This is a genomic window from Stenotrophomonas sp. 22385, assembly GCF_052045085.1.
Taxonomy (GTDB): Bacteria; Pseudomonadota; Gammaproteobacteria; order Xanthomonadales; family Xanthomonadaceae; genus Stenotrophomonas.
In genome coordinates, this window is record NZ_JBQEOG010000008.1 from 102501 (window position 1) to 124628 (window position 22128).

Sequence of the window (22128 nt, forward strand, 5' to 3'; positions counted from 1 at the left end):
CCGCTGCGTCAATCCGCCGCGCATGCGCTGCCGCCCTGAATCGGCCAGAATGAACGACACCCCACGCCAGCCGCCGGAGCAAGCGCATGCAGTCCTACTACTGGGTCAAGACCTTCCACCTGCTGTTCGTGGTGGCGTGGATGGCGGCGGTGTTCTACCTGCCGCGGATACTGGTAAACCTGAGTGAGACGGCCGGGCAGTTGCCGGTGGTGGAGCGCCTGCAGCTGATGGGCCTGCGCCTGTACAGGTTCGGCCACATGATGTTCGGCTTCGCGCTGATCCTGGGGCTGGTGCTGTGGCTGGGCTACCGGGTGATTCCGGACTTCCCGACGATGGTCGCACCGGGTGCGGCGGGCTGGTTGCACGCCAAGCTGGGTCTGGTGGTGCTGCTGCTGGTGTATTACTCGTGGACCGGGCGGCTGCTGAAGGGCGCGGTGAAGGGAAAGGTGCTGCCGTCATCGCGCGCGCTGCGCTGGTTCAATGAGTTGCCGCTGGTGCTGTTCATCGGCGTGGTGTGGCTGGTGCTGGCCAAGCCCTTTTGAGGCATGGCTCACGACCAACGGTCGTGAGCCACCTGTGTGGCGTCACGGTGGCCGTGACCACGGGTGCGCCGGTCAGGCCACTTCGTACGCGCCATACCCGCGCAGGCGCTCGTAACGCTTCTGCAACAGGTCTTCGGTGGACAGCTTCTCAAGCGCGTCCAGTTCATTGAGCAGCACGGCCTTCAAACGCCTGGCCATCTGATTCGGGTTGCGGTGGGCACCGCCGGTCGGCTCGCGCACGACCTTGTCGACCAGTCCCAGGCTCTTCAGGCGTGGCGCGGTGAGACCGAGCTGCTCTGCCGCTTCCTTGGCCTTGCCGGCGTCCTTCCACAGGATCGAGGCGCAACCTTCCGGGCTGATGGTGGAGTACACGCTGTATTCCAGCATCACGGTGCGGTCGCCCACGCCCAGTGCCAGCGCGCCGCCGGAGCCGCCTTCGCCGATCACCGTGCAGATCACCGGCACCTTCAGCTCGGCCATCTCCATCAGGTTGCGCGCGATCGCTTCGGACTGGCCGCGCGATTCGGCATCAATGCCCGGCCAGGCGCCAGCGGTGTCGATCAGGGTCAACACCGGAAGGCCGAAGCGCTCCGCCATCTTCATCAGGCGCAGCGCCTTGCGGTAGCCCTCCGGCTTGGGCATGCCGAAGTTGCGCTTGATCTTCTCTTTGGTGTCGCGGCCCTTCTGGTGGCCGATCAGCATCACCGGACGGCCGCCGATTCGGGCCAGGCCCCCCATGATGGCCTTGTCATCGGCAAAGGCGCGGTCGCCGGCCAGTTCCTGGAATTCATCGCAGAAGATGCGGATGTAGTCGGCGGTGTACGGGCGCGAAGGATGGCGGGCCAGCTGCAGCACCTGCCACGAGGTCAGGTTGCGGAAGATCTGCGCGGTACGCAGCCGCAGCTTGTCCTGCAGGGTGCGCACTTCGGCTTCGACATTGACCGCCGGGCCGGCGCTTGCGCTGCGCAGCTCCTGGATCTTTGCCTCCAGATCAGCGATGGGTTGCTCGAAGTCGAGGTAGTTCGGATTCATCGGAAGCCGTCGTGAAGAAAAGAGGGAAAGTGTAGCCGAATGCGTCGAAATGCCCCGTACGCCGTCGTCTGGTCCGGGGCTAATTGGCCCACGGCGGACTGTAGCGCACCTTCAGCGTGCGTACCGCCGGATCCGCCCGGAGGGCGTCCACCAGCTGGCTGTCCACGCGCACTGCGGTGTCGCCGGCCACGTCCAGCATGCCGGCCACCGGGCCCTGGTCGGTGCCCAGCAGCAGGTCCAGGCGCAAGGGGGTGCGGCCGGGACGGTGGCGGTCGAGCAGGCCGTTTACCCGCGCCCAAACCGGGTCGCCCTGACGCAGGTCCAGGCGCAACGACAGCCGGGTGGCGTAATTGGCACAGATTTCCTCGAAGTCCCAGCACTGGCGGATGCGCAGCGCGTAGCCGCCATTGAACTCATCCTCGCGCAGGCCGCCTTTGACCACCAGAATGCGGTCTTTGGTCATCAGGTGGCCAAACTCGGCCAGGCCATCGCTGAATGCGCTGCATTCAACCCGGCCCTTGCCGTCTTCGAGCTGCATGAACACCTGGCTCTCGCCCTTGCGGCGCACGCCGACCACCAGTCCGGCCAGGATGACCGGGGTTTCCTGGCGCCAGGCGCGCTTCTCGCCGTCCTTGCCGGGGCGGGCCGGGGGAATGAGTTTCTCCAGCATCCCGAGGTCGGTGCCGACCAGTTCCTTGACGTCCTCGGCGTACGGGTCGAACGGATGGCCACTGAGGTAGAACCCCAGCGTTTCGCGTTCGCCGTCCAGCAGCTGGCCCAGCCCCCATTCCTTGGCTTCGGGAAGGTCCAGCTGCAGCGCGGTGCTGACGGGGTCGGGCGCGCCGAACAGCGAGTTCTGGCCAGAGGCCTTCTCGCGCGACATCTGGTCGGTGGCCTTGAGCACTTCAGGCAGCTGCAGCATCAGCGAGGCGCGATTCTTACCAAGGCCATCGAGCGCGCCGCAGTTGATCATCGCTTCAAGCGTGCGCCGGTTGAGCTTGCCCGATTCGATGCGCATGCAGAAATCCAGCAGCGAGGCGTAGCGGCCGTTGGCGAGGCGCTCTTCGACCACCGCCTCGCACGCCCCCTGGCCCACGCCCTTGATGGCCCCCAGGCCGTACTGGATGGTGTCGGCGCTGGAGGCTTCGAACATGTACGCCGATTCGTTCACGCGCGGCGGCAGCACGGTCAGGCCGAGGTTGCGGACTTCGGCAAGGAAGCCCACCACCTTGTCGGTGTTGTCCATGTCCGAGGACAGCGTGGCGGCCATGAACTCGGCCGGATAATGGCGCTTGAGCCAGGCGGTCTGGTAGCTGACCAGCGCGTAGGCGGCGGCGTGCGATTTGTTGAAACCGTAGCCGGCGAACTTCTCCATCAGATCGAAGATCTCGTCGGCCTTGGGGCCATCGACGCCGCCCTTGGCGGCACCCTCGCGGAAGATCTCGCGGTGCTTGGCCATTTCGGCAGGCACCTTCTTGCCCATCGCACGGCGCAGCAGGTCGGCGCCGCCAAGCGAGTATCCGCCGACGATCTGCGCCATCTGCATCACCTGCTCCTGGTACACCATGATGCCGTAGGTGTCTTTCAGGATCGCTTCGGTGCGCGGATCGGGGTAAATGATCTCTTCCTGCCCGTGCTTGCGCGCGTTGAAGGAAGGAATCAGGTCCATCGGGCCGGGGCGGTACAGCGACACCAGCGCGATCAGGTCTTCGAAGCGGTCGGGGCGCGCGTCCTTAAGCAGGCGGCGCATGCCCGAAGATTCGAACTGGAACACCGCGCCGGTGTTGCCGTTGGCGAAGATGTCCTTGTAGGTCGGGGCGTCATCAAGCGGCAGCGCGGTGATGTCGATCGGCGGAATGCCGGCGCGGGCATGGCGCTTGTTGATCGCCTTGACCGCCCAGTCGATGATCGTCAGCGTGCGCAGGCCCAGGAAGTCGAACTTCACCAGGCCGATTTCTTCGACGTCGTTCTTGTCGAACTGGGTGACCGGGTTGCGGCCACGGCCGCCTTCATCATGTTCGGCGAACAGCGGGCAGAATTCGGCCAGCGGCTCGGGCGCGATCACCACGCCACCGGCATGCTTGCCCGCGTTGCGGGTAAGGTCTTCGAGCTGGCGGGCCAGATCGATCAGGTCGCGCACGTCGTCTTCGTTCTGGTACCGCTGGATCAGCTCCGGCGATGCCATTTCCGAATCCTTGCCTTCGCCCATCGCATCCTTGAGCGAAATGCCCAGGATGTTGGGAATCAGCTTGGACACGCCATCGACCAGGCCATACGGGAAACCGAGCACGCGCCCGGAGTCGCGCACCACGGCCTTGGCGGCCATGGTGCCGTAGGTGATGATCTGGCTGACGCGTTCGCGGCCATACTTGCGCGCGACGTAGTCGATGACTTCGTCGCGGCGGTCCATGCAGAAATCGATGTCGAAGTCGGGCATCGACACGCGTTCGGGGTTGAGGAACCGCTCGAACAGCAGGTTGTACGGAATCGGATCCAGATCGGTGATCTGCAGCGCCCAGGCCACCAGCGAGCCGGCACCGGAACCACGCCCCGGGCCGATCGGAATACCCTGGTTCTTGCCCCACTGGATGAAGTCGGCCACGATCAGGAAGTAGCCGGGGAAGCCCATCTTGATGATGGTGGCCAGCTCGAATTCCAGCCGCTCGAAGTAATCCTCGCGGGTCTTGCCTTCGGCCAGCGGATTCTTTTCCAGGCGCGCGTCCAGGCCCTTGCGCGATTCGCTGCAGATCCAGCTGTCCAGCGTTTCGTTTTCCGGCACCGGGTAGTTGGGCAGGAAGTAGGTGCCCAGCCGCATTTCGATATTGCAGCGTTCGGCCAGCGCCAGCGTGTTGTCGATCGCATCGGGGATGTCGGCAAACAGCGCGCACATCTCTTCGGGCGACTTCAGGTACTGCTGGTCGCTGTAATCGCGCGGGCGCTTGGGATCGTCCAGCACGCGGCCGGAGGAAATGCACACGCGCGCTTCGTGGGCGCTGAAATCGTCCGGGCGCAGGAAGCGCACGTCATTGCTGGCCACCACGGGCAGGCCACGTTGGCCGGCGGCCACCAGCGCAAACTGGTTGAACGCTTCTTCGCCCTCGCGACCGGTACGGGTCAGTTCCAGGTGCAGGCCATCGCCGAACACGCGCTGCCAGTCGGCGAGCTGCTGCTCGGCCAGGTCATGCCGGCCTTCGCCGGCCAGGCGCCCGGCCAGGCTGTCGCGGCCAGCCAGGGCAAACAGGTTATGGCAACCGGCCTTGAGCCAATCGGGGTGCACGGCCACGCCGCCTTCCGGGCGGTGGCCTTCCATCCAGGCGCGGGTAAGCAGGCGCGACAGGCTGAGGTAGCCTTCGCGGTCGCGGCACAACAGGGTCATGCGCCACGGGGTCATGCCCTCTTCGGCGATCATGATGTCGGCACCGGCGATCGGCTTGATGCCGACCGTTTCGGCGGCCTTGTAGAACTTGACCAGCGCGAACAGATTGTTCAGGTCGGTCACTGCCAACGCGGGCAGGTTCAGTTCGACGGCACGGCTGAGCAGGTTGGCCTGCTTGGCCTTTTTCGGGTCAGCCTGATCCGGTTTCGCCGGGACACGGATGGTCGAATCCGCCAGCGAAAACTCGGTGTGGACGTGCAGATGTACGAAACGGGAAGTGGACATGCCGGGCCAATGTAATGCCCGGTCAGGGTAGCCGCGCGGGGCAAGCGGAACAAGGCTTGACATCAAGGGCCTGCGGCCCGTGATGTCCGAGCATTCCACCTTAACCCCGCGCCGTTGGCGCGCCCCCTTCAACAAGAAGGGGGCTCTATTCCATCAAGCTTGACGTGGCCCGGATCGGAGAGCAGCCGGTCGAGCCCTGAACCGAGCCGGTGGCGCTTTTGCCTTGGCTATGGCTACCGACCACCTGTCGAAGGTGGGGCGGGGCGGGTTTGCGGGACCGTAGAAAACATGGATGTTTTCTACGAGCCCCCAAGGATGGGTTCACGGCGTGTCCCGCAAACCCGCACCGTCCCGCCAAACCAGAGAACCAGGCGCTAACCGGCTGTTCGCCTGAATGCATGAGGCCGGGCAGGGCCCGGCGCTAAGCGACGCCAGCGACCAAGGAATCGCGCACGGGCGCGAAGCTGCGGCGGTGGTGGGGGCAGGGGCCGTGGGTGCGCAGGGCGGCCAGGTGGGCCGGGGTGCCATAGCCCTTGTGCTGGTCGAAACCGTATTCGGGGTGCTGCTCGTGCAGCTGGTGCATGTAGCGGTCGCGGCTGACCTTGGCCAGAATCGAGGCCGCCATGATCGCGCGGTCGAGCGCGTCGCCGCCGACCAGCGCCTGCGCGGGGCAGGGCAGGCCCTTGGGCACCACGTTGCCGTCGATGCGCGCGAACTGCGCCACGTGCGCAACCGCCTCGACCGCCCGGCGCATGCCCAGCATCGTGGCCTGGTAGATGTTGAGCGAATCGATCTCCGCCACGTCCACCATCACCACGTGGAAGGCCAGCGCACGCTGCTGGATCCTGTCGAACAGCTGGTCGCGCCGGATCGCCGTGAGCTGCTTGGAATCGTCCAGCCCGTTCAGGCGCGGGCGCTCCGGGCAGAACACCACCGCCGCTACCGCCACTGGGCCGGCCAGCGGCCCGCGACCGGCTTCGTCCACGCCCGCCACATAGCGCGGCGCCACGGTGGCCAGCGCCGCCCCGTCGAACAGCGCCAGCGAGGCCGCCGCAGCGTGGCGGCGACTCATGCCGGCGCGTTCCCGCGCGGCTTGCGTGCCAGCAGTTCCGCCACCGCGTCGGCCGCGCGCGCCGACGCGTCCTGGCGCAACTGCAGGTGGAGCTTTTCGTACGTGTCCTGGATCTCGATGGCGCGTTGCGGATGATCGAACCACTGCAGAATCGCGTCGGCCAGCTTGTCCGGCACGCAGTCGTGCTGGATCAGTTCCGGCGCGAGGTCCTTGCCCGCCAGGATGTTCGGCAGTGCGAAGCGGTCCACCTTGATCAGGCCCAGCGCCTTCACGATGCGGTAGGTCAGCTCCGCCACCCGGTAACCCACCACCATCGGCCGCTTCACCAGCATCGTTTCCAGCGTGGCCGTGCCCGATGCGAGCACCACCACATCGGCCGCGATCATCGCCAGGCGCGCCTGGCCGTCCAGCAGGTGCGAGTAAGCCACCGGCAGCGCCGAGCGCGACAGCTGTTCCTGGATCAATGCGCGGCACGCTGGGTTGGCCGCCGGCACCACCACGTGCAGGCCCGGAATACGTTCGGATACCTGCCAGGCCGCTTCGAAGAACGCGCCACCCAGCCTGCTGATCTCGCCCAGCCGGCTGCCCGGGAGGACCGCCAGCACCTTGGCATTGGCCGGCAGGCCCAGGGCCACGCGGGCCTCTTCGCGGTCGCTGTGCAGCGGAATGTCATCGGCCATCGGGTGGCCGACGAAACGAGCGTCGATACCATGGCGGGCGTAGATGGGGGGTTCCATCGGGAACAGGCACAGCACCAGGTCGGCGCTGGCGCCGATCTTTTCGGCACGCTTCTCGCGCCACGCCCATACCGACGGGCTGACGTAGTGCACCGTGGTAATGCCACGCAGCTTCAGCCAGCGCTCCACCCCCAGGTTGAAGTCGGGTGCATCGATGCCGATGAACACGTCCGGCTGCCACTCCAGCACCCGCGTGCGGAATTCATTGCGCAGCTTCAGCAGGCGCGGCAGGTGGCGCAGGATCTCGGTCAGGCCCATTACCGCCAGCTCGCTGGCATCAAACCAGGTCAGGCAGCCGGCGCTGCGCATCGCGTCGCCGCCAATCCCGGCGAACTCCGCATCCGGGAACCGCTGCTGCAGTTCGCGCACCAGGCCGGCGCCCAACAGGTCGCCGGAGGCTTCGCCGGCAACCAGCGCAATCCGCAGTGGTCGCGAAGAGCCCGGCGCCGTCATCGCAGCAGGGGCCTCTCAGCGTGCTCGATGAAGTCCAGCATGTCCTTGACGTCTGCGCTGTGCGCGGCCTGTTCGGCCAGCTGCACCTTGGCCTCGGCCAGCGGCAGGCCGGCCACGTACAGCGTGCGGTAGGCACGCTTGATGCTGGCGATGCGCTCGGCATCGAAGCCGCGGCGCTTGAGGCCTTCGCTGTTGATGCCGCGCGGGCGGCCCAGCGAGTCGCTGCCGACCATGGTGAACGGCGGCACGTCGCCGTTGGTCAGTGCGCCCATGCCCAGGAAGGCGTGCGCACCGATCCGGCAGAACTGGTGGGCGCCGGCGAAGCCGCTGATGATCACGTAGTCGCCGACGGTCACGTGGCCGGCCAGTGTGGTGTTGTTGGAGAACACGCAGTGGTTGCCCACGTGGCAATCATGGGCGACGTGGGTGTAGGCGAGCATCCAGTTGCCGTTGCCGATGGTGGTGACGCCACCGCCACCGCCGGTGCCCCGGTTGAGGGTGACGAATTCGCGGAACACGTTGTCGTCGCCGATCACCAGCTCGGTGCGCTCACCAGCGTACTTCTTGTCCTGCGGTTCGCCGCCCACCGCGACGTGGCCGATGAAACGGTTGTTGCGGCCGATCCGGGTCGGGCCGTGGATCGAGCAGTGCGGGCCGACTTCGGTACCTTCGCCGATCTCGACCTCGGCACCGATCAGACAGAACGCACCGACACGTACATCCGCCGCCAGTTTCGCCGACGGGTCGATGACCGCGGTGGGGTGGATGAGCGGCCCGTTCATTCGCGCGTGCCGGCGCAGAGCACTTCGGCGCAGGCGACGATCTCGCCGTCGACCTTGGCCACGCAGTCGTACACCGCCATGTTGCGGATCACGCGCTTGATCTCCACGTGCATTTCCAGCACGTCACCGGGCACCACCTGCTTGCTGAAGCGCGCCTTGTCCACCTTCACCATGTAGAACAGCTTGGACTGCGCATCGCGGCCCAGAGTGAGCTGGGTCAGCACGCCGCCGGCCTGGGCCATGGCTTCGATGATCAGCACCCCGGGCATGATCGGTTGGCTGGGGAAGTGGCCCTGGAAGAACGGTTCGTTGATGCTGACGTTCTTGGTGGCAACGATGGTGCGCTTTTCGTAATCGATGGCGACAACCTTGTCGACCAGCAGGAAGGGGTAACGGTGCGGGATCAACGCCTGGATCTGGGTGATGTCCGGCAGCTTCTGTTCGTGGCTCATTCCTTCTCCTTGCTCACAGACAGGATGCGACGGGCCAGGGCATCGAGCTGCTTGAAGCGCGCGGCGTTCTTGCGCCACGTGCGATTGTCGGTCAACGGGGTCCCGGACGAGTATTCGCCCGGTTCAGTAATGGAGTTGCGCACCACGGACTTGCCGGTGATCACCACCTTGTCGCAGATCTCGAGGTGGCCGACGACGCCGACGGCGCCGCCGAGCAGGCAGTAACGTCCGATCTTCGCGCTGCCGGCGATGCCGGTGCAGCCGGCGATGGCCGAGTGCGCGCCGATCTGGACGTTGTGGGCAATCTGGACCAGGTTGTCCAGGCGCACATCGTTGTCGAGCACGGTATCTTCGAGGGCGCCGCGGTCCACGCAGGTATTGGCGCCGATCTCGCAGTCGTCACCAATGCGCACGCCACCCAGTTGCGGCACCTTGATCCAGCTGCCGGCATCCATCGCCAGGCCGAAGCCATCGGCGCCGAGCACGGCGCCGGGGTGGATGCGCACGCGCTTGCCGATCCGGACACGGGTGACCAGGGTGACGCGGGCGATCAGTTCGCAGCCGCTGTCCAGGCTGCAGTCTTCGCCGATGATGCTGCCGGCGCCGATGATGCAGTTTTCGCCGATCACGCTGCGCGCGCCGATGGTGACGAACGGGCCGATGTGGGCACTGGCCGCGACCTGGGCTTGGGGATCGATGACAGCGCTGGGGTGGATGCCGGGGGGACGGGTCGGGGCGATGTCGAACAGCGCGCCAATCTTGGCGAAGGTGGTGTACGGATCCTTGGCGATCAGTGCGGTACCGGGTGCGGCTTCGGCATCCTCGGCGCGCAGCACCACGATGCCGGCCTGGCTGTCGGCCAGCTGGGCACGGTAGCGCGGGTTGGCCAGGAAGGTCAGCTGGCCGGGGCCGGCATGGGCAAGCGTGGCCACGCCACGGATGGCGGTGCTGCCATCACCATGGACCTGCAGGCCAAACTGCTCGGCGAGTTGCTGGGCGGTATAGGTAGGAGTGTTCACGCCGGGAGTTTACCGTGTGGCGTGACTTCGGTCATGTTCGGGCGTTGGGGTGGCAGGCGATCCCGTAGCGCCGGGCTCTGCCCGGCGGCTTCACGCACTTGGGCGAACAGCCTGTGGCCCGTTGTCTCCTGGTTTGGCGGGACGGTGCGGGTTTGCGGGGGACGCCGTGAATCCGTCCTTGGAGGCTTGGCAAAAACATCCATGTTTTTGACACCCCCGCAAACCCGCCCCGACCCGCCTTCGACAGCTTTGTCGGTGGCCAAGGGTGATCAAGAGCGGTGTCGATCATTTCCACGTGGCCGCGTAGAGCCACGCCCTGCGTGGCTGCTCTTCGTTTCCGCCTGCGACCCACCTTGCAGGGGAGGCCGGCGGGCAGCCCCCGGAGGGACTGTCAAAAACATGGATGTTTTTGCCAAGCCCCCATGGATGGGTTTACGGCGTGTCCCGGAGCGGGGCTGCCCGCCGGCCTCCCCAGCACGTAAAAGCTGAAACGCTGCCGTTCGCCGTTCGCCGTTCGCCGTTCGCCGTTGCCCTATGCGCCACAAACAAAAACGCCGGGCATGCCCGGCGTCTTCGTGTGCGATCGGTGGGTTTAGAACTGGCCACCGAACGTGAACTGGAGCCTTTCGATTTCGTCGCCGTCTTCCTTCTTGAGCGGGAAGGCGTAGCTGATCGAGATCGGGCCGACCGGGGCGCGCCACAGCAGGGCGACACCGGCCGAGGCACGCAGCTCGTTGGCCTTGAAGTTGTCCACGCCGGTGTAAACGTTGCCGACGTCGAAGAACGCCGAGACGCGGGCCGACGGGCTGTCGAACAGGCGCGGGAAGTAGGCTTCGATCGAGCCGACGGTCTTCAGCGAACCACCCAGCGGCTGGCCACGGTTGTACGACAGCGTGGGCTCCGAGCGCGGGCCCAGGGTGTTGTCTTCGAAACCACGCACCGAGTTGGTACCACCGGCGTAGAAGTTTTCGAAGAACGGCAGGCCGGAGGCGGTGACGGTCTTCACGTAATCGGGCGAGGACGTGTTGCAGTTCACCGTCTGGGTCGGGTTCGGGTTCGCGGTGGTCGGTGCGGTGTAGCACAGGTCGCGGGTGACGTCGTTGCCGTAGCTGTCGCCGTAGCCGATTTCGGCGCGGGTGTTGATGACCAGCGACGGGATGATCGGCCAGTACTTGGAGACCTGGTAGTTCAGCTTGTAGTACTCGACCGTCGAGCCGGGCAGGGTCGTTTCCAGGCCCACGCGCTGGTACATGCCGCGGGTGGGCATGAAGTAGTCGTTGCGGGTGTCGCGGGCCCAGCCCAGTTCGGTGCGCCAGGAGTGGAACGTCTTGCTGCCGATGGCATCGATGTAATCGATGATCGACTGCGGCGTCGAGCCCTGGTAGGTCGTGATCTGGTTGCTGTCGATGCCCACCATCAGCGAGACGGTGTCGTTCTCGGTGATCGGCACGCCGAATACCACCTGCGCTGCGCCGTTGGTGCTGTTGTACTGCGCGGTGTTGAAGTCGGAGTAATCCAGCTCTCGCCAGGAAAGGTTGTAGCCCAGCGACACGCCGTCGTCGGTGAAGTACGGGTTGGTATAGGAGAAGCCGTAACGCTGCAGGTAGCTGCTGCGCGAGGCTTCGACCGATACGCGGTTGCCGCCGCCCAGGAAGTTGTTCTGCGACAGCTGCACCGAAGTGGTCATGCCGTAGGACTGCGAATAGCCCAGGCCGAACACGAAGCTGCCCGACGTGGTTTCCTTGACGTTGTACACCACGTCGACCTGGTCGTTGCTGCCAGTGACCGGCGGCGTTTCCACGTCCACCGATTCGAAGTAACCCAGGCGCTGCAGGCGGATCTTGGAGCGGTCGATCGCGGCCTGCGAGTACCAGCTGTTTTCGAACTGGCGCATTTCACGACGCAGCACTTCGTCGGAAGTACGGGTGTTGCCCTTGAACACGATGCGGCGAACGCCCACGCGCGGACCCGGCACGACCTGCATGTTGATCGCCACGGTACGTTCGGCGCGGTTGCTGGTCGGGATCGGGTTCACCTTGGCGAACGCGTAACCGATGTTGGACAGCGAATTGGTGATGGCATCCGAGCTGAATTCCAGCAGGGCGCGCGAGAAGGTATCGCCGGATTTCTGGATCAGCATGCGCTCCACGTCTTCCTGCGGAAGGATGGTGTCGCCGGTGACCTTGATCTCGGAAATCTTGTACTGCTCACCTTCGGTCACGCCGGCGGTGATGAACATGTCGCGCTTGTCGGGGCTGATCGAGACCTGGGTGGAGTCGATGCTGAAGTCCACGTAGCCGCGGTCCAGGTACCAGGCATTGAGCTTTTCCAGGTCGCCGGACAGCTTTTCCTTGGAGTACTGGTCATCACGGCGGTACCACGACGCCCAGTTGTGCTCCTTGGATTCCCAGGTTTCCAGGATGTCCTTGGACTCGAACTTCTCGGTGCCGACCAGGTTCACATGCTGGATCTTGGCGGCCTTGCCTTCCTTGATCGCAATGGTGATGTCCACGCGGTTGCGGTCAAGCGGGCTGACGGTCGGGGTGATCTCGACGTTGTATTTGCCGCGGTCGTTGTACTGGCGGCGCAGTTCCTGGGTCACGCGGTCCAGGCTCAGTCGATCGAACGTGCCACCTTCGCTCAGGCCGATGTCGCTCAGGCCCTTGAGCAGCTGGTCGCTCTTGATGTCCTTGTTGCCGGTGACGGTCAGCTTGTTGATCGCCGGGCGTTCCTTGACCGTGACCACCAGGATGTCGCCCTGCCGCTCAAGCTGGACGTCCTCGAAGAAACCGGTCTTGTACAGGGCGCGGATGGATTCGCCGACCTTGCTGTCGGTCAGGGTCTCGCCACGTTCCACCGGCAGATAGGTGAACACGGTACCGGAGGTGATGCGCTGCAGACCATCGACACGGATGTCGCTGACGGTGAAGGGCTCGGCTGCCTGGGCCAGGGCGGGCGCGCCGAAACCGGCGGCGAGTGCGAGGGCAAGCAGGCGGCGATTGGGGAGTCGCGTCATGTCACGTCCGGTTGGAGTCGAATACGATGTTGCGGGATGCCGGCGCATAAGACGACGACAAAAGGGTAAAAGTTCATCGCGGGAACAGACCGAGGATGTCGTTGTAGAACGCCAGTCCCATCAGTCCGGCCAGCATGGCCAGGCCGATGTATTGGCCCGCCGCCATGGCACGCTCGCTAAGCGGGCTGCCCTTGACCAACTCGATAAGGTAATACAGCAGGTGCCCGCCGTCCAAGATGGGGATGGGCAGCAGGTTGATGATGCACAGGCTGAGCGAGAGCACGGCCAGGAACCAGAGGAACCAGTCCAGCCCGCGCTGGGCGGTCTGGTTGGCCACGCGGGCGATCGTGACCGGCCCGGAAACGTTCTGCAGCGAGGCATTGCCGGTCACGATGCGGCGCATCATGCCCAGCGAATCGCCTGCCGCGCGCGCGGTTTCACGCAGCGCAGCCGGAACGGCTGCCAGCGGGCCGTACTGCAGGGTGGTGTCATAGGCCGGCGCGCTGGCCTGCGGGAAGCCGACGCCGATCTGCCAGGTCGGCTGGCCGCGGCCATCCTTGCCCTGGCGCGGGGTGACTTCCAGCGCCAGCCGGTCGCCGTTGCGCAGCACCTCGATCATGCCCGGTCCACCGCGCCGGCCCAGCGCCAGGATGGCCGGAGAAACCTGGTCGGCGGCATCGATGCGCTGGCCGTCCACGGCCACCACCAGGTCGCCCGGCAGCAGCACGCCCTGGGCAGCGGAGTCGGGCAGCACCTGCTCGACCAGTGCCGGCTGCAGGTGGAACTGCCAGGTGAGGCCGGCCAGTGAGGCCACCCAGCGCTCATCGAAGCCGGCTGGCAGCTGCGACAGCGGCAGAGTGCGGGTATGCAGCTGGTCCTGCGCATCCACCACTTCCACGGTCGCATCGTGGCGGTCCATCGCGGCCGTGGTCAGCGCCATTGCCGCCTGGCCAGCAGTCAGCACGCTTCGGTCGTCCACGCTCACCACGCGGTCGCCGGCCTTCAACCCGGCCACCTGGGCCATGCCGGTGGTGCGGCCGATGGTGGCCGAGTAATCCTGCTTGCCCAGCACGAACATGGCCCACAGCAGGGCCACGCACAGCACCAGATTGGCGATCGGGCCGGCGGCCACGATCGCGATGCGCTGCCAGACGCTCTTGTGGTTGAACGCCAGGCCGCGCTCGGCCGGATGCACCTCGACCTCGCGCTCATCCAGCATCTTCACGTACCCGCCCAGCGGAATGGCGGCGATGGCGAATTCGGTGCCGTTGCGGTTGCGGCGCATCCACAGTGGCTTGCCGAAGCCGACCGAAAAGCGCAGCACTTTCACGCCACAGCGCCGCGCGACCCAGTAGTGACCGAACTCATGGAAGGTCACCAGCAGGCCAAGGCTGACGATCATCCACCAGACGGAGCCGATGAATTCACCCATGGTGGACGTCGCGGGAAGGGGGCGGGAGGGGCATTCAGGCGTGGTCGATGGCGGCTTGGGTGATGTGGCGGGCGTGCTGGTCGGCAGCCAGCAGGCCCTCCAGTGTATCGGCGGACGCTGAAGGCAGTGTTGAAAGAGCGTTAGCCACCAGGCCTGGAATGGCTAGGAAAGCGATCCGCCCCTGAAGAAACGCTGAAACCGCCACTTCATTGGCCGCATTGAGTACCGCCGGGGCGGTGCCACCGGCGGCCATCGCCTGCCAGGCCAGGCCCAGGCAGGGGAAGGCATCGACGTCGGGGGCCTCGAAATCCAGCCGACCCTGGCTCAGCAGGTCCAGACCGCCCACCCCGGATTCGATGCGATGCGGCCAGCCCAGGCCGACGGCCAGGGTGGTTCGCATGTCCGGCAGGCCCATCTGGGCGAGGGTGGAGCCGTCGACGAACTCGACCAGCGAATGCACCAGGCTCTGCGGGTGGACCAGCACTTCAATGCGCTCGCCGGGGATGTTGAACAGGTGATGGGCCTCGATGACCTCCAGGCCCTTGTTCATCAACGTCGCCGAATCCACCGAGATCTTCGGGCCCATCGACCACTTCGGGTGGGCAACCGCCTGGGCCGGGGTGACCCCGGCCAGTTCGGCCCGGGTGCGTCCGCGGAACGGGCCGCCGGACGCGGTGAGCAGGATCCGGCGCACGCCGGCCTGGTCCAGGCTGGCATCGCGCGAGCGCAGACACTGGAAGATGGCGCTGTGTTCGCTGTCGATCGGGATGATCTCGGCGCCTGCGGCGCTCGCGCGCTGCATCAGCAGCTCGCCGGCCAGAACCAGCGATTCCTTGTTGGCCAGCAGGATCCGCTTGCCGGCTCCGGCGGCGGCCAGGGTAGAGGAAAGCCCGGCGGCGCCGACGATGGCCGCGACCAGGGTGTCGCACGCATCGCTGGCGGCCAGCTGGTCCAACGCGGCGGCACCGGCATGCGGCTGGGTGTCCAGGCCGGCGGCGAGCAGGCCTTCGCGCAGCGTGGCATACAGGGCCTCGCTGGCGATCACCGCATGCGCGGGCCGGTGGATCACGCACAGTGCGACCAACGCCTGCACCTGGGTGCCGGCAGCCAGCACGGTGGCGCGGTAACGGTCCGGGTGGCGCGCGATCACGTCCAGCGCGGATGCGCCGATCGAGCCGGTGGCGCCGAACACGGCGACCCGGCGGGGGGCGAGAGTGCTCTGCATGCTCAGAATCCGAAGATTTCCTTGCCCAGTGCAAATACCGGCAGCGCGGCCAGCACGCCGTCGATGCGGTCCAGCACGCCGCCGTGGCCCGGAATGATGTGGCCCGAGTCCTTGGCGCCGGCGTGGCGCTTGATCAGGCTTTCGTACAGATCGCCCAGTACCGAGGCGAACACGGCAACCACCGTGGTGATGACCAGGCCGACCACGTGCTCGGGCGCGATCCCGGCGATCCAGCCAAACACCAGGGCCACCAGCAGGCCGGCCAGCATGCCGCCACCCAGCCCTTCCCAGGTCTTGTTGGGGCTGATGCGCGGGGCCAGCTTGGTACGGCCGAGGGTGCGCCCGGCGAAGTAGGCGCCCGAATCGGCGGCCCAGACCAGGGCCAGCGCGGTCAGCAGCCAGAGGTGGCCTTTGTCGCCGCTGGCATGGATCAGCACCAGCGAGGCCCAGGCCGGCACGATGGCCAGGCTGCCGGCCAGCAGCTTGAGCGCACGGGCGCGGCTGCCCGGCTCGGCGCCGAAGCTGAAGAAGCGCAACCACAGCAGAGCGAGCAGCCACCAGCCGATGCCGACCAGTGCGGCGATCTGGTACAGCACCAGGGTGCCGGCATCGGCCCACACGATGAGCACCATCAGCAGCAGGTTGAGCACCAGCAGCACGGTGCGGGCCAGGGTGTCGTCGACATCGGCCAGCTTCAGCCATTCCCACAGCCCGATCAGGAACACGCCGGCGGCGGCGGCGGCCAGCCATTGGGTGGGCAGCAGCAGAATCGCGGCAATGGCGACCGGCGCCATGATCAGCGCGGCGATGACTCGGGTTTTGGTCATGGGGTGGACGTCTCGGTGGCCAGGGCGGCGATCTGGGCGCTGGTCAGCCCGAAGCGGCGTTCACGGGAAGCGTAGGCGTCCAGCGCCTGCTGCAGGATGGCGGCGTCGAACTCGGGCCACAGCACCTCGGTGAACCACAGTTCGGTATAGGCCAGCTGCCACAGCAGGAAATTGCTGATGCGGGTGTCGCCGCCCGTGCGGATGAACAGATCCGGGGGCGGCAGGTCGGCCAGGGCGACGCGGCTGCCGAGCAGCGCTTCGTCGATCTGTTCGGGCAGCAGGCGCCCGGCGGCCACCTCGGCGGCCAGTTCACGTGCGGCGCGCGCGATGTCCTGGCGGCCACCGTAGCTGGCGGCGATGCTCAGGGTCATGGCGGTGTTGCCGGCGGTGCGCTGCTCGGCCAGCTGCATGCGGCTGACCAGCCCGGCACCGAAGCGCTCGCGCTCGCCGATGAAGCGCACGCGTACGCCACGACGGTGGAGTTCATCCACCTCGCGATCGAGGGCATTGAGGAACAGCTTCATCAGCGCGTCGACTTCATCGCTCGGCCGGCCCCAGTTTTCACTGGAGAAGGCAAACAGCGTGAGCGCGGCAACGCCGCGCTCCAGGCAGAAATCAATGGTGCGGTTGACCGCGCGCGCACCGGCCCGGTGGCCGATCACGCGCGGGCGACGACGCCTCTGCGCCCAGCGGCCGTTGCCATCCATGATGATGGCAACGTGGCGGGGCACGGCGGCGGTGGAGCTGCTGGTCGGGGCCTGGGTCATGGCGCTCAGACCGACATCAGTTCCTTTTCCTTCTCGGCCACGACAGTGTCGACGTCCTTGATGGCCTTGTCGGTCAGCTTCTGGATGTCGTCTTCGCCGCGCTTCTTGTCGTCTTCGCTGATCGCCTTGTCCTTGAGCAGGGCAGCGACGGCCTTGTTGGCGTCCTGGCGGACGTTGCGGATCGCGATCTTGGCGCCTTCGCCTTCCTTCTGGACCTGCTTGGCCAGCTCCTTGCGGCGCTCTTCGGTGGGCGGCGGCAGGTTGACCCGGATCGCGGTGCCGATGGTGTTGGGCGTCAGTTCGATGTTGTAGAGCGCCTTTTCGATCTCTTTGATCATGCTCTTGTCGAAGGGCGTGACCAGCAGCGAATGCGCGTCGGCGTTGGTGACGTTGGCCACCTGGTTCAGCGGGGTGCTGGCGTTGCCATAGGCATTGACCGTGACCCGGTCCAGCAGGGACGTGGAGGCGCGCCCCGTACGGATGGTGGTAAGGGTGTGCTTCAGAGCATCAATGCTCTTTGCCATGCGCGTCTGCGCGTCCTGCTTGATATCGTTGAGCATCGCCCGAATCCTGGATGTCACTGGGAATCGGGCGATTATATCCCCTCTCAGGCGTTGTCGCGGCCCCGGACCAGGGTGCCGATGTTCTCGCCGTGCAGGATCTTCAGCAGTTCACCCGGCTGGCCCATGTCGAACACGCGCAGCGGCAGGTCGCTGTCGCGGGCCAGGGCGAAGGCGGCGGTGTCCATCACTTCCAGCCCGCGGCGGATCACTTCGTCGTAGGTCAGGGAGTCGAAACGGACCGCATCGCCGTGCTTGTTGGGGTCCTTGTCGTACACGCCGTCGACCTTGGTGGCCTTGAGCAGCAGGTCCGCGCCGATCTCGATGGCGCGCAGCGCGGCACCGGAATCGGTGGTGAAGAACGGGCTGCCGACACCGGCGGCGAAGATCACCAGGCGGCCCTTTTCAAGGTGGCGGATGGCGCGGCGGCGGATGTAGTCCTCGCACACGTCGTTGATCTTGATCGCGCTCATCACCCGGGCCTTGGCGCCCAGCTTCTCCAGGGCGTCCTGCATTGCCAGCGCGTTGATCACGGTGGCCAGCATGCCCATCTGGTCGCCGGTCACGCGGTCCATGCCCCCGGCTGCCAGGCCGGCGCCGCGGAAGATGTTGCCACCGCCGATGACCAGCGCCACTTCGGCCCCGGCCTGCTGCGCTTCGATCACTTCACGTGCCAGGCGGTTGATGACCTTGGGGTCGATGCCGTAGTCCTCATCCCCCATCAATGCCTCCCCGGAAACTTTCAGCAGGATGCGGCGATAGGAAAGATTGGACATGGTGGCCTCTGGATGCGTGGAAAACGCGGGAATTCTACTGGAAGCCGCGGCACTCGGCGTGGAAAATCTGCTGCACTGCGGCGCGGCCCTGCCACGGCGGTGGATTGCCGGTCCCTGACTCCATTCAGGCGGTGGCGGTCCCGGGTGAACGCGCAATCACGCGGTTGCGCCCCAGGTTCTTTGAACGGTACAGCACGTCGTCGGCGGCTTTCAGCAGGTCCTGGACATCGGCGAACCGCTCATAGCCCCCCTGGGTGGCCACGCCGGCCGAGAAGGTGACGAACAGCGGGCCGTCGGCCACTTCGGCCATGGGGGTGTTGACGATGCTGGCCAGCACCCGGCGCACCACGTCCAGCGCCACCCCTTCGGTCGTGTTGGGCAGCAGGGCGATGAATTCCTCGCCGCCGAAGCGGGCCACGGTATCGCTGTTGCGCAGGTGTTCCTGCAGCTTGGTGGCGAACTCGCGAAGCACCTGGTCACCGAGCAGGTGGCCATGGGCGTCATTGATCTTCTTGAAATCGTCCAGGTCGATGAAGGCCACCGACAGCGGCCAGCCGTGCCGGGTGGCGCGCAGGAACTCCTGTTCCAGCACCGCTTCCAGCTGCCGGCGGTTGAGCACTCCGGTGAGGGCGTCGCGGTGGGCCTGCTCGGCCAACCGGTTGGCGCGCGCCTCGAATTCGTCGGCGCGCTGGCGGGCCAGGGCCGCATCCTGCATTTCGCGCAGGTTGCGCAGGGTCGCCAGCTCCTGCGCATGGTCGATCAGCTGCTGCACGCGCGACGGGGAGATCAGGCTGGTTTCGAACAGGGCGCTGATCTCGGGCAGGGCCTCGCCGATCCGGGCCAGCACCTGGTCGAACTGGGCACTGTCCAGCTTCAGGGTGTCGTTGACCTGCTGCAGGGCGTGTTCGCGGGCGGCATCCGCGTCGGCGCTGAGCCAGATGTCGGCGACCGCGCCCGACAGGGCGACGCAGGCCTGGAAATTGTCCTCGGCCGCGGCTGGCGATTCGCTGCGGGCGATCGCGTCCACCAGGTAGCGGGGCAGGTCCCACTGCTCGGCCATCCACGCGCCAACCTCGGCATGGGTGCAGTCCAGATGCTCGCGTTCGAGTGCGATGAGGGCCTCGTTGTCGCGGGCCTGGCGCAGCAGCGGCAGATAGCGATCAGGCTCGCTCTGGGCCAGCACCAGTACGCCGATATCCTGAAGCAGCCCGGCCAGCATCAGTTCCTCGGCCTTGCGCAGGCCGCGGGCCTGGCCCAGCAGGCTGGCCGCCAGCGCGCTGAGGATGCTGCGCCGCCAGGCGCGCTCCCGCACGTCCTGGCCCTGCCCGGGGGCGGTCAGCTCCTGGGTGACGGTGAAACCCAGGGCGAGGCTGACGGTGGCGTTGAGCCCCAGCATGGTCAGTGCCTGGCCGAGGTTCTCGATCCGGCGGCGGCTGGCATACAGCGGTGAATTGGCAATGCGCAGCATGCGCGCACTCAGCGCCATGTCGATGGCAATGACGTCGGCGGCGGTGGTGATGTCCGTCTCCGGGTCCTGCGCCAGTTCGATGATGCGCAGGGCAATACCGGGCGGCGAGGGCAGGTTGCGGCAGAGCGCCAGGGCGGCTGTCAGCTCGGGAGGCATGGCAGGAATACTGAGGTGATGTGGCAAGAATACATGGAGTGCGTCACAGATTTGAGTGCCGGTGCTTGCGTTGAGGAAAATTGTGCCGTCGGCAAGTGGGGGCCGAGGTGCCTTTCGATGCAAAACCAACGGGCAGATCGTGTTGCGTGGGGCGGCAAGCTCTTTGGTATCACATTCGCTGACGGATGGGGGAGTGGCGCGCGTGGGGTTCGGTGATGCGCGATGGCGGGTGGCGCGGGTACCATTCGGCCTCCAATAGAAAAGGATGGACCCCATGGCCGTAAAGTCGCTTCAGGAATTCCTTGCCAGCACGCACGAAAAAGACGTCAGTGCGGACGCATTCGAGCTTGAGAGCCTGCACATGCTGGAGGTGCGGGTGAACGGCATGGTCTGGGCCAAGGCCGGCTCGATGGTTGCACGCAAGGGGGCGGTGAAGTTCACCCGCCAGGGCCTGCTGGAGCAGGGGCTGGGCACGCTGCTGAAGAAGATGGTGAGCGGTGAGGGGCTGCAGCTGATGAAGATCGAGGGACAGGGCCGGGCCTACCTGGCCGATGCGGGCAAGCAGGTGACGCTGCTGCGGCTGGCGGGCGAGTCGATTTTCGTCAACGGCAACGATGTGCTGGCGTTCGAGACGGGGATCGATTCGAAGATCACGATGATGCGCAAGGTGGCGGGCATGCTCTCGGGCGGGTTGTTCAACATGCGCCTGAGCGGGCACGGGATCGTGGCGATCACCTCGCATTACGAGCCGCTGACGCTGCCGGTGACGGCGCAGGGCGGCCCGGTGTTCACCGACCCGAACGCGACGGTGGCCTGGTCCGGTTCGTTGACGCCCGAGATCGTCACCGACATTTCTCTGGGCACGCTGGTCGGGCGTGGCTCGGGCGAAACGCTGCAGCTGCGCTTCGCCGGCGAAGGCTGGGTGGTGGTGCAGCCGTATGAGGAAGTTACGTTCCAGGCGAAGGGCTGAGAGCGACGGCAACGGCAACGGCAACGGCCCAGGTCTGCGTGGTTGCCGCGCCGGGGCCGGCGGCGGTGGGTTTACGGCGTGTCCCGTAAGGGGCTGCCCGTCGGCCTCCCCAGTTCGTGATAACTGAGACGCTGCTCTTCGCAGCACCTTCGAAACACAGCAGAACACCCACAAAAAAGCCCGGCTCGCGCCGGGCTTTTTCGTTTCATCGCTTGAGGCGATGGATCAGGCCAGACCGGCCTGCTTCATCACTTCGGCCGCGTAGTCTTCGACGACCTTCTCGATGCCTTCGCCGACGATCAGCAGCTGGAAGCCGGCCACGTCCGCCTTGGCGGCGGTGACGACCTGCTCGACAGTCTTGTCGCTGTCCAGCACGTACGGCTGGCCGTACAGGGTCACTTCGCTGACGATCTTGTTGATCTTGCCGCTGATGATCTTTTCCAGGATTTCGGCCGGCTTGGACTTGTCCTTTTCGGACATCTTGGCCAGTTCGATTTCCTTTTCCTTCGCCACGAAGTCGGCCGGCACGTCGCCTGCCTTGTTGTGCGGCGGCTTCAGCGCGGCAACGTGCATCGCCAGGCCGCGGGCCAGCTCGACGTCACCGCCGTGCAGGTCGACCAGGACGCCAACCTTGCCATTGGTGTGCACGTAGGCGCCGATGTTGCCGGTGGTATCCAGCTTGATCATGCGACGGATCTGGATGTTTTCACCCAGGGTCTGGATCGCGGTGGCGCGGGATTCTTCGACGGTCTGGCCGTTGGCCAGCGGGGCGCTCTTCAGCGCGTCCACGTCAGCGGCGCCCGATGCCAGGGCGGCAGCGGCAACGTCGTTGACGAAGTTCTTGAAGTTCACGTCGTTGGCGACGAAGTCGGTTTCCGAGTTGACTTCGACCAGCACGGCCTTGCCGTCGGCCTGGGCCAGGCCCAGGCGGCCTTCGGCGGCCACGCGGTCAGCCTTCTTGTCGGCCTTGGCAGCACCGGACTTGCGCAGCGCTTCGGCAGCGGCGTTGATGTCGCCATTGGCTTCGGTAAGTGCCTTCTTGCACTCCATCATGCCGGCGCCAGTGCGCTCGCGCAGTTCCTTGACCAGGGAAGCAGTGATTTCCACGGGAATTCCTCACGAAAGAAAGGGGTTGGGCCGGCATCGTGGCCGGCCCATGTGACAGCATCCTGTCATCGCGC

At 66.1% G+C, this 22128-nt stretch carries 17 protein-coding genes and 1 pseudogene; 2 read left to right on the forward strand and 16 right to left on the reverse strand.

The features are described 5' to 3' along the window. The first annotated feature begins 86 nt into the window (after nucleotides 1-86). The gene (locus tag ACTJI4_RS14925) at nucleotides 87-542 is read left to right on the forward strand and encodes a CopD family protein (RefSeq protein WP_282246776.1); all 456 of its coding nucleotides are present in this window, start codon (nucleotides 87-89) and stop codon (nucleotides 540-542) included. Between the two features lie 72 nt (nucleotides 543-614). On the opposite strand, the gene ACTJI4_RS14930 is transcribed toward ACTJI4_RS14925, so the two are convergent. The 15 genes and pseudogenes from ACTJI4_RS14930 to ACTJI4_RS15000 form a co-directional block, all read right to left on the reverse strand. Beyond that, nucleotides 615-1574, reverse strand: a complete 960-nt coding sequence (locus ACTJI4_RS14930; RefSeq protein WP_392916000.1) for an acetyl-CoA carboxylase carboxyltransferase subunit alpha — start codon at nucleotides 1572-1574, stop codon at nucleotides 615-617. Between the two features lie 79 nt (nucleotides 1575-1653). Then, entirely contained in the window at nucleotides 1654-5235 is a 3582-nt protein-coding gene (dnaE, locus tag ACTJI4_RS14935; RefSeq protein WP_392916003.1) for a DNA polymerase III subunit alpha, read from the reverse strand. A gap of 421 nt (nucleotides 5236-5656) precedes the next feature. Further along, nucleotides 5657-6307 carry a ribonuclease HII gene (locus ACTJI4_RS14940; protein ID WP_440869806.1) on the reverse strand — a complete coding sequence of 217 codons (651 nt, stop codon included), beginning with the start codon at nucleotides 6305-6307 and terminating at the stop codon, nucleotides 5657-5659. After that, a pseudogene (gene lpxB / locus ACTJI4_RS14945) lies at nucleotides 6304-7479 on the reverse strand (lipid-A-disaccharide synthase); the annotation flags it as partial. The gene ACTJI4_RS14940 and the pseudogene lpxB, both read right to left, overlap by 4 nt. Nucleotides 7480-7493: 14 nt before the next feature. Next, the gene (lpxA, locus tag ACTJI4_RS14950; RefSeq protein ID WP_392916009.1) at nucleotides 7494-8279 is read right to left on the reverse strand and encodes an acyl-ACP--UDP-N-acetylglucosamine O-acyltransferase; all 786 of its coding nucleotides are present in this window, start codon (nucleotides 8277-8279) and stop codon (nucleotides 7494-7496) included. Beyond that, nucleotides 8276-8731: a 3-hydroxyacyl-ACP dehydratase FabZ gene (gene fabZ, locus ACTJI4_RS14955; RefSeq protein WP_068850460.1), complete on the reverse strand. Its 456-nt coding sequence runs from the start codon at nucleotides 8729-8731 to the stop codon at nucleotides 8276-8278. The genes lpxA and fabZ overlap by 4 nt, the downstream gene beginning before the upstream one ends. After that, nucleotides 8728-9750, reverse strand: coding sequence for a UDP-3-O-(3-hydroxymyristoyl)glucosamine N-acyltransferase (gene lpxD / locus ACTJI4_RS14960; protein ID WP_392916013.1), 1023 nt, complete (start codon nucleotides 9748-9750; stop codon nucleotides 8728-8730). The genes fabZ and lpxD overlap by 4 nt, the downstream gene beginning before the upstream one ends. A gap of 592 nt (nucleotides 9751-10342) precedes the next feature. Continuing rightward, entirely contained in the window at nucleotides 10343-12766 is a 2424-nt protein-coding gene (gene bamA, locus ACTJI4_RS14965; protein WP_392916016.1) for an outer membrane protein assembly factor BamA, read from the reverse strand. 73 nt (nucleotides 12767-12839) lie between these two features. Next, nucleotides 12840-14198 (reverse strand): RIP metalloprotease RseP, encoded by a 1359-nt coding sequence (gene rseP, locus ACTJI4_RS14970; RefSeq protein WP_440869807.1) that lies wholly within the window; start codon nucleotides 14196-14198, stop codon nucleotides 12840-12842. Nucleotides 14199-14232: 34 nt separating this feature from the next. Continuing rightward, nucleotides 14233-15423: a 1-deoxy-D-xylulose-5-phosphate reductoisomerase gene (gene dxr, locus ACTJI4_RS14975; RefSeq protein ID WP_392916022.1), complete on the reverse strand. Its 1191-nt coding sequence runs from the start codon at nucleotides 15421-15423 to the stop codon at nucleotides 14233-14235. A 2-nt stretch (nucleotides 15424-15425) separates the two neighbouring features. Next, nucleotides 15426-16250 carry a phosphatidate cytidylyltransferase gene (locus tag ACTJI4_RS14980; protein ID WP_392916024.1) on the reverse strand — a complete coding sequence of 275 codons (825 nt, stop codon included), beginning with the start codon at nucleotides 16248-16250 and terminating at the stop codon, nucleotides 15426-15428. After that, nucleotides 16247-17017 carry a polyprenyl diphosphate synthase gene (gene uppS / locus ACTJI4_RS14985; RefSeq protein WP_440869808.1) on the reverse strand — a complete coding sequence of 257 codons (771 nt, stop codon included), beginning with the start codon at nucleotides 17015-17017 and terminating at the stop codon, nucleotides 16247-16249. Before uppS ends, ACTJI4_RS14980 begins: the two co-directional genes overlap by 4 nt. Before the next feature lie 5 nt (nucleotides 17018-17022). Continuing rightward, nucleotides 17023-17577, reverse strand: coding sequence for a ribosome recycling factor (frr, locus tag ACTJI4_RS14990; protein WP_392916030.1), 555 nt, complete (start codon nucleotides 17575-17577; stop codon nucleotides 17023-17025). Between the two features lie 47 nt (nucleotides 17578-17624). After that, entirely contained in the window at nucleotides 17625-18353 is a 729-nt protein-coding gene (pyrH, locus tag ACTJI4_RS14995; protein WP_392916033.1) for a UMP kinase, read from the reverse strand. Nucleotides 18354-18477: 124 nt separating this feature from the next. Further along, nucleotides 18478-19977, reverse strand: a complete 1500-nt coding sequence (locus ACTJI4_RS15000; protein WP_440869809.1) for a GGDEF domain-containing protein — start codon at nucleotides 19975-19977, stop codon at nucleotides 18478-18480. A gap of 274 nt (nucleotides 19978-20251) precedes the next feature. Here ACTJI4_RS15000 and ACTJI4_RS15005 point away from each other — a divergent pair, with 274 nt between their 5' ends. Beyond that, complete coding sequence (locus ACTJI4_RS15005) at nucleotides 20252-20947, forward strand: AIM24 family protein (RefSeq protein WP_392916039.1); 696 nt, start codon at nucleotides 20252-20254, stop codon at nucleotides 20945-20947. A 225-nt stretch (nucleotides 20948-21172) separates the two neighbouring features. Here the strand turns inward: ACTJI4_RS15005 and tsf are convergent, their stop codons facing one another. Beyond that, on the reverse strand, nucleotides 21173-22054 hold the full coding sequence (tsf, locus tag ACTJI4_RS15010) for a translation elongation factor Ts (protein ID WP_392916042.1): 882 nt from the start codon (nucleotides 22052-22054) through the stop codon (nucleotides 21173-21175). Between the last annotated feature and the right edge of the window lie 74 nt (nucleotides 22055-22128).

Bases quoted from the DNA above. Each gene is read 5' to 3' on its own strand.
- fabZ (WP_068850460.1), bottom strand. From the start codon at position 8,731: ATGAGCCACGAACAGAAGCTGCCGGACATCACCCAGATCCAGGCGTTG.
- dnaE (WP_392916003.1), bottom strand. From the start codon at position 5,235: ATGTCCACTTCCCGTTTCGTACATCTGCACGTCCACACCGAGTTTTCG.
- ACTJI4_RS15000 (WP_440869809.1), bottom strand. From the start codon at position 19,977: ATGCCTCCCGAGCTGACAGCCGCCCTGGCGCTCTGCCGCAACCTGCCC.
- lpxA (WP_392916009.1), bottom strand. From the start codon at position 8,279: ATGAACGGGCCGCTCATCCACCCCACCGCGGTCATCGACCCGTCGGCG.
- pyrH (WP_392916033.1), bottom strand. From the start codon at position 18,353: ATGTCCAATCTTTCCTATCGCCGCATCCTGCTGAAAGTTTCCGGGGAG.
- uppS (WP_440869808.1), bottom strand. From the start codon at position 17,017: ATGACCCAGGCCCCGACCAGCAGCTCCACCGCCGCCGTGCCCCGCCAC.
- dxr (WP_392916022.1), bottom strand. From the start codon at position 15,423: ATGCAGAGCACTCTCGCCCCCCGCCGGGTCGCCGTGTTCGGCGCCACC.
- bamA (WP_392916016.1), bottom strand. From the start codon at position 12,766: ATGACGCGACTCCCCAATCGCCGCCTGCTTGCCCTCGCACTCGCCGCC.
- ACTJI4_RS14980 (WP_392916024.1), bottom strand. From the start codon at position 16,250: ATGACCAAAACCCGAGTCATCGCCGCGCTGATCATGGCGCCGGTCGCC.
- ACTJI4_RS14930 (WP_392916000.1), bottom strand. From the start codon at position 1,574: ATGAATCCGAACTACCTCGACTTCGAGCAACCCATCGCTGATCTGGAG.
- ACTJI4_RS14940 (WP_440869806.1), bottom strand. From the start codon at position 6,307: ATGAGTCGCCGCCACGCTGCGGCGGCCTCGCTGGCGCTGTTCGACGGG.
- ACTJI4_RS15005 (WP_392916039.1), top strand. From the start codon at position 20,252: ATGGCCGTAAAGTCGCTTCAGGAATTCCTTGCCAGCACGCACGAAAAA.
- rseP (WP_440869807.1), bottom strand. From the start codon at position 14,198: ATGGGTGAATTCATCGGCTCCGTCTGGTGGATGATCGTCAGCCTTGGC.
- frr (WP_392916030.1), bottom strand. From the start codon at position 17,577: ATGCTCAACGATATCAAGCAGGACGCGCAGACGCGCATGGCAAAGAGC.
- ACTJI4_RS14925 (WP_282246776.1), top strand. From the start codon at position 87: ATGCAGTCCTACTACTGGGTCAAGACCTTCCACCTGCTGTTCGTGGTG.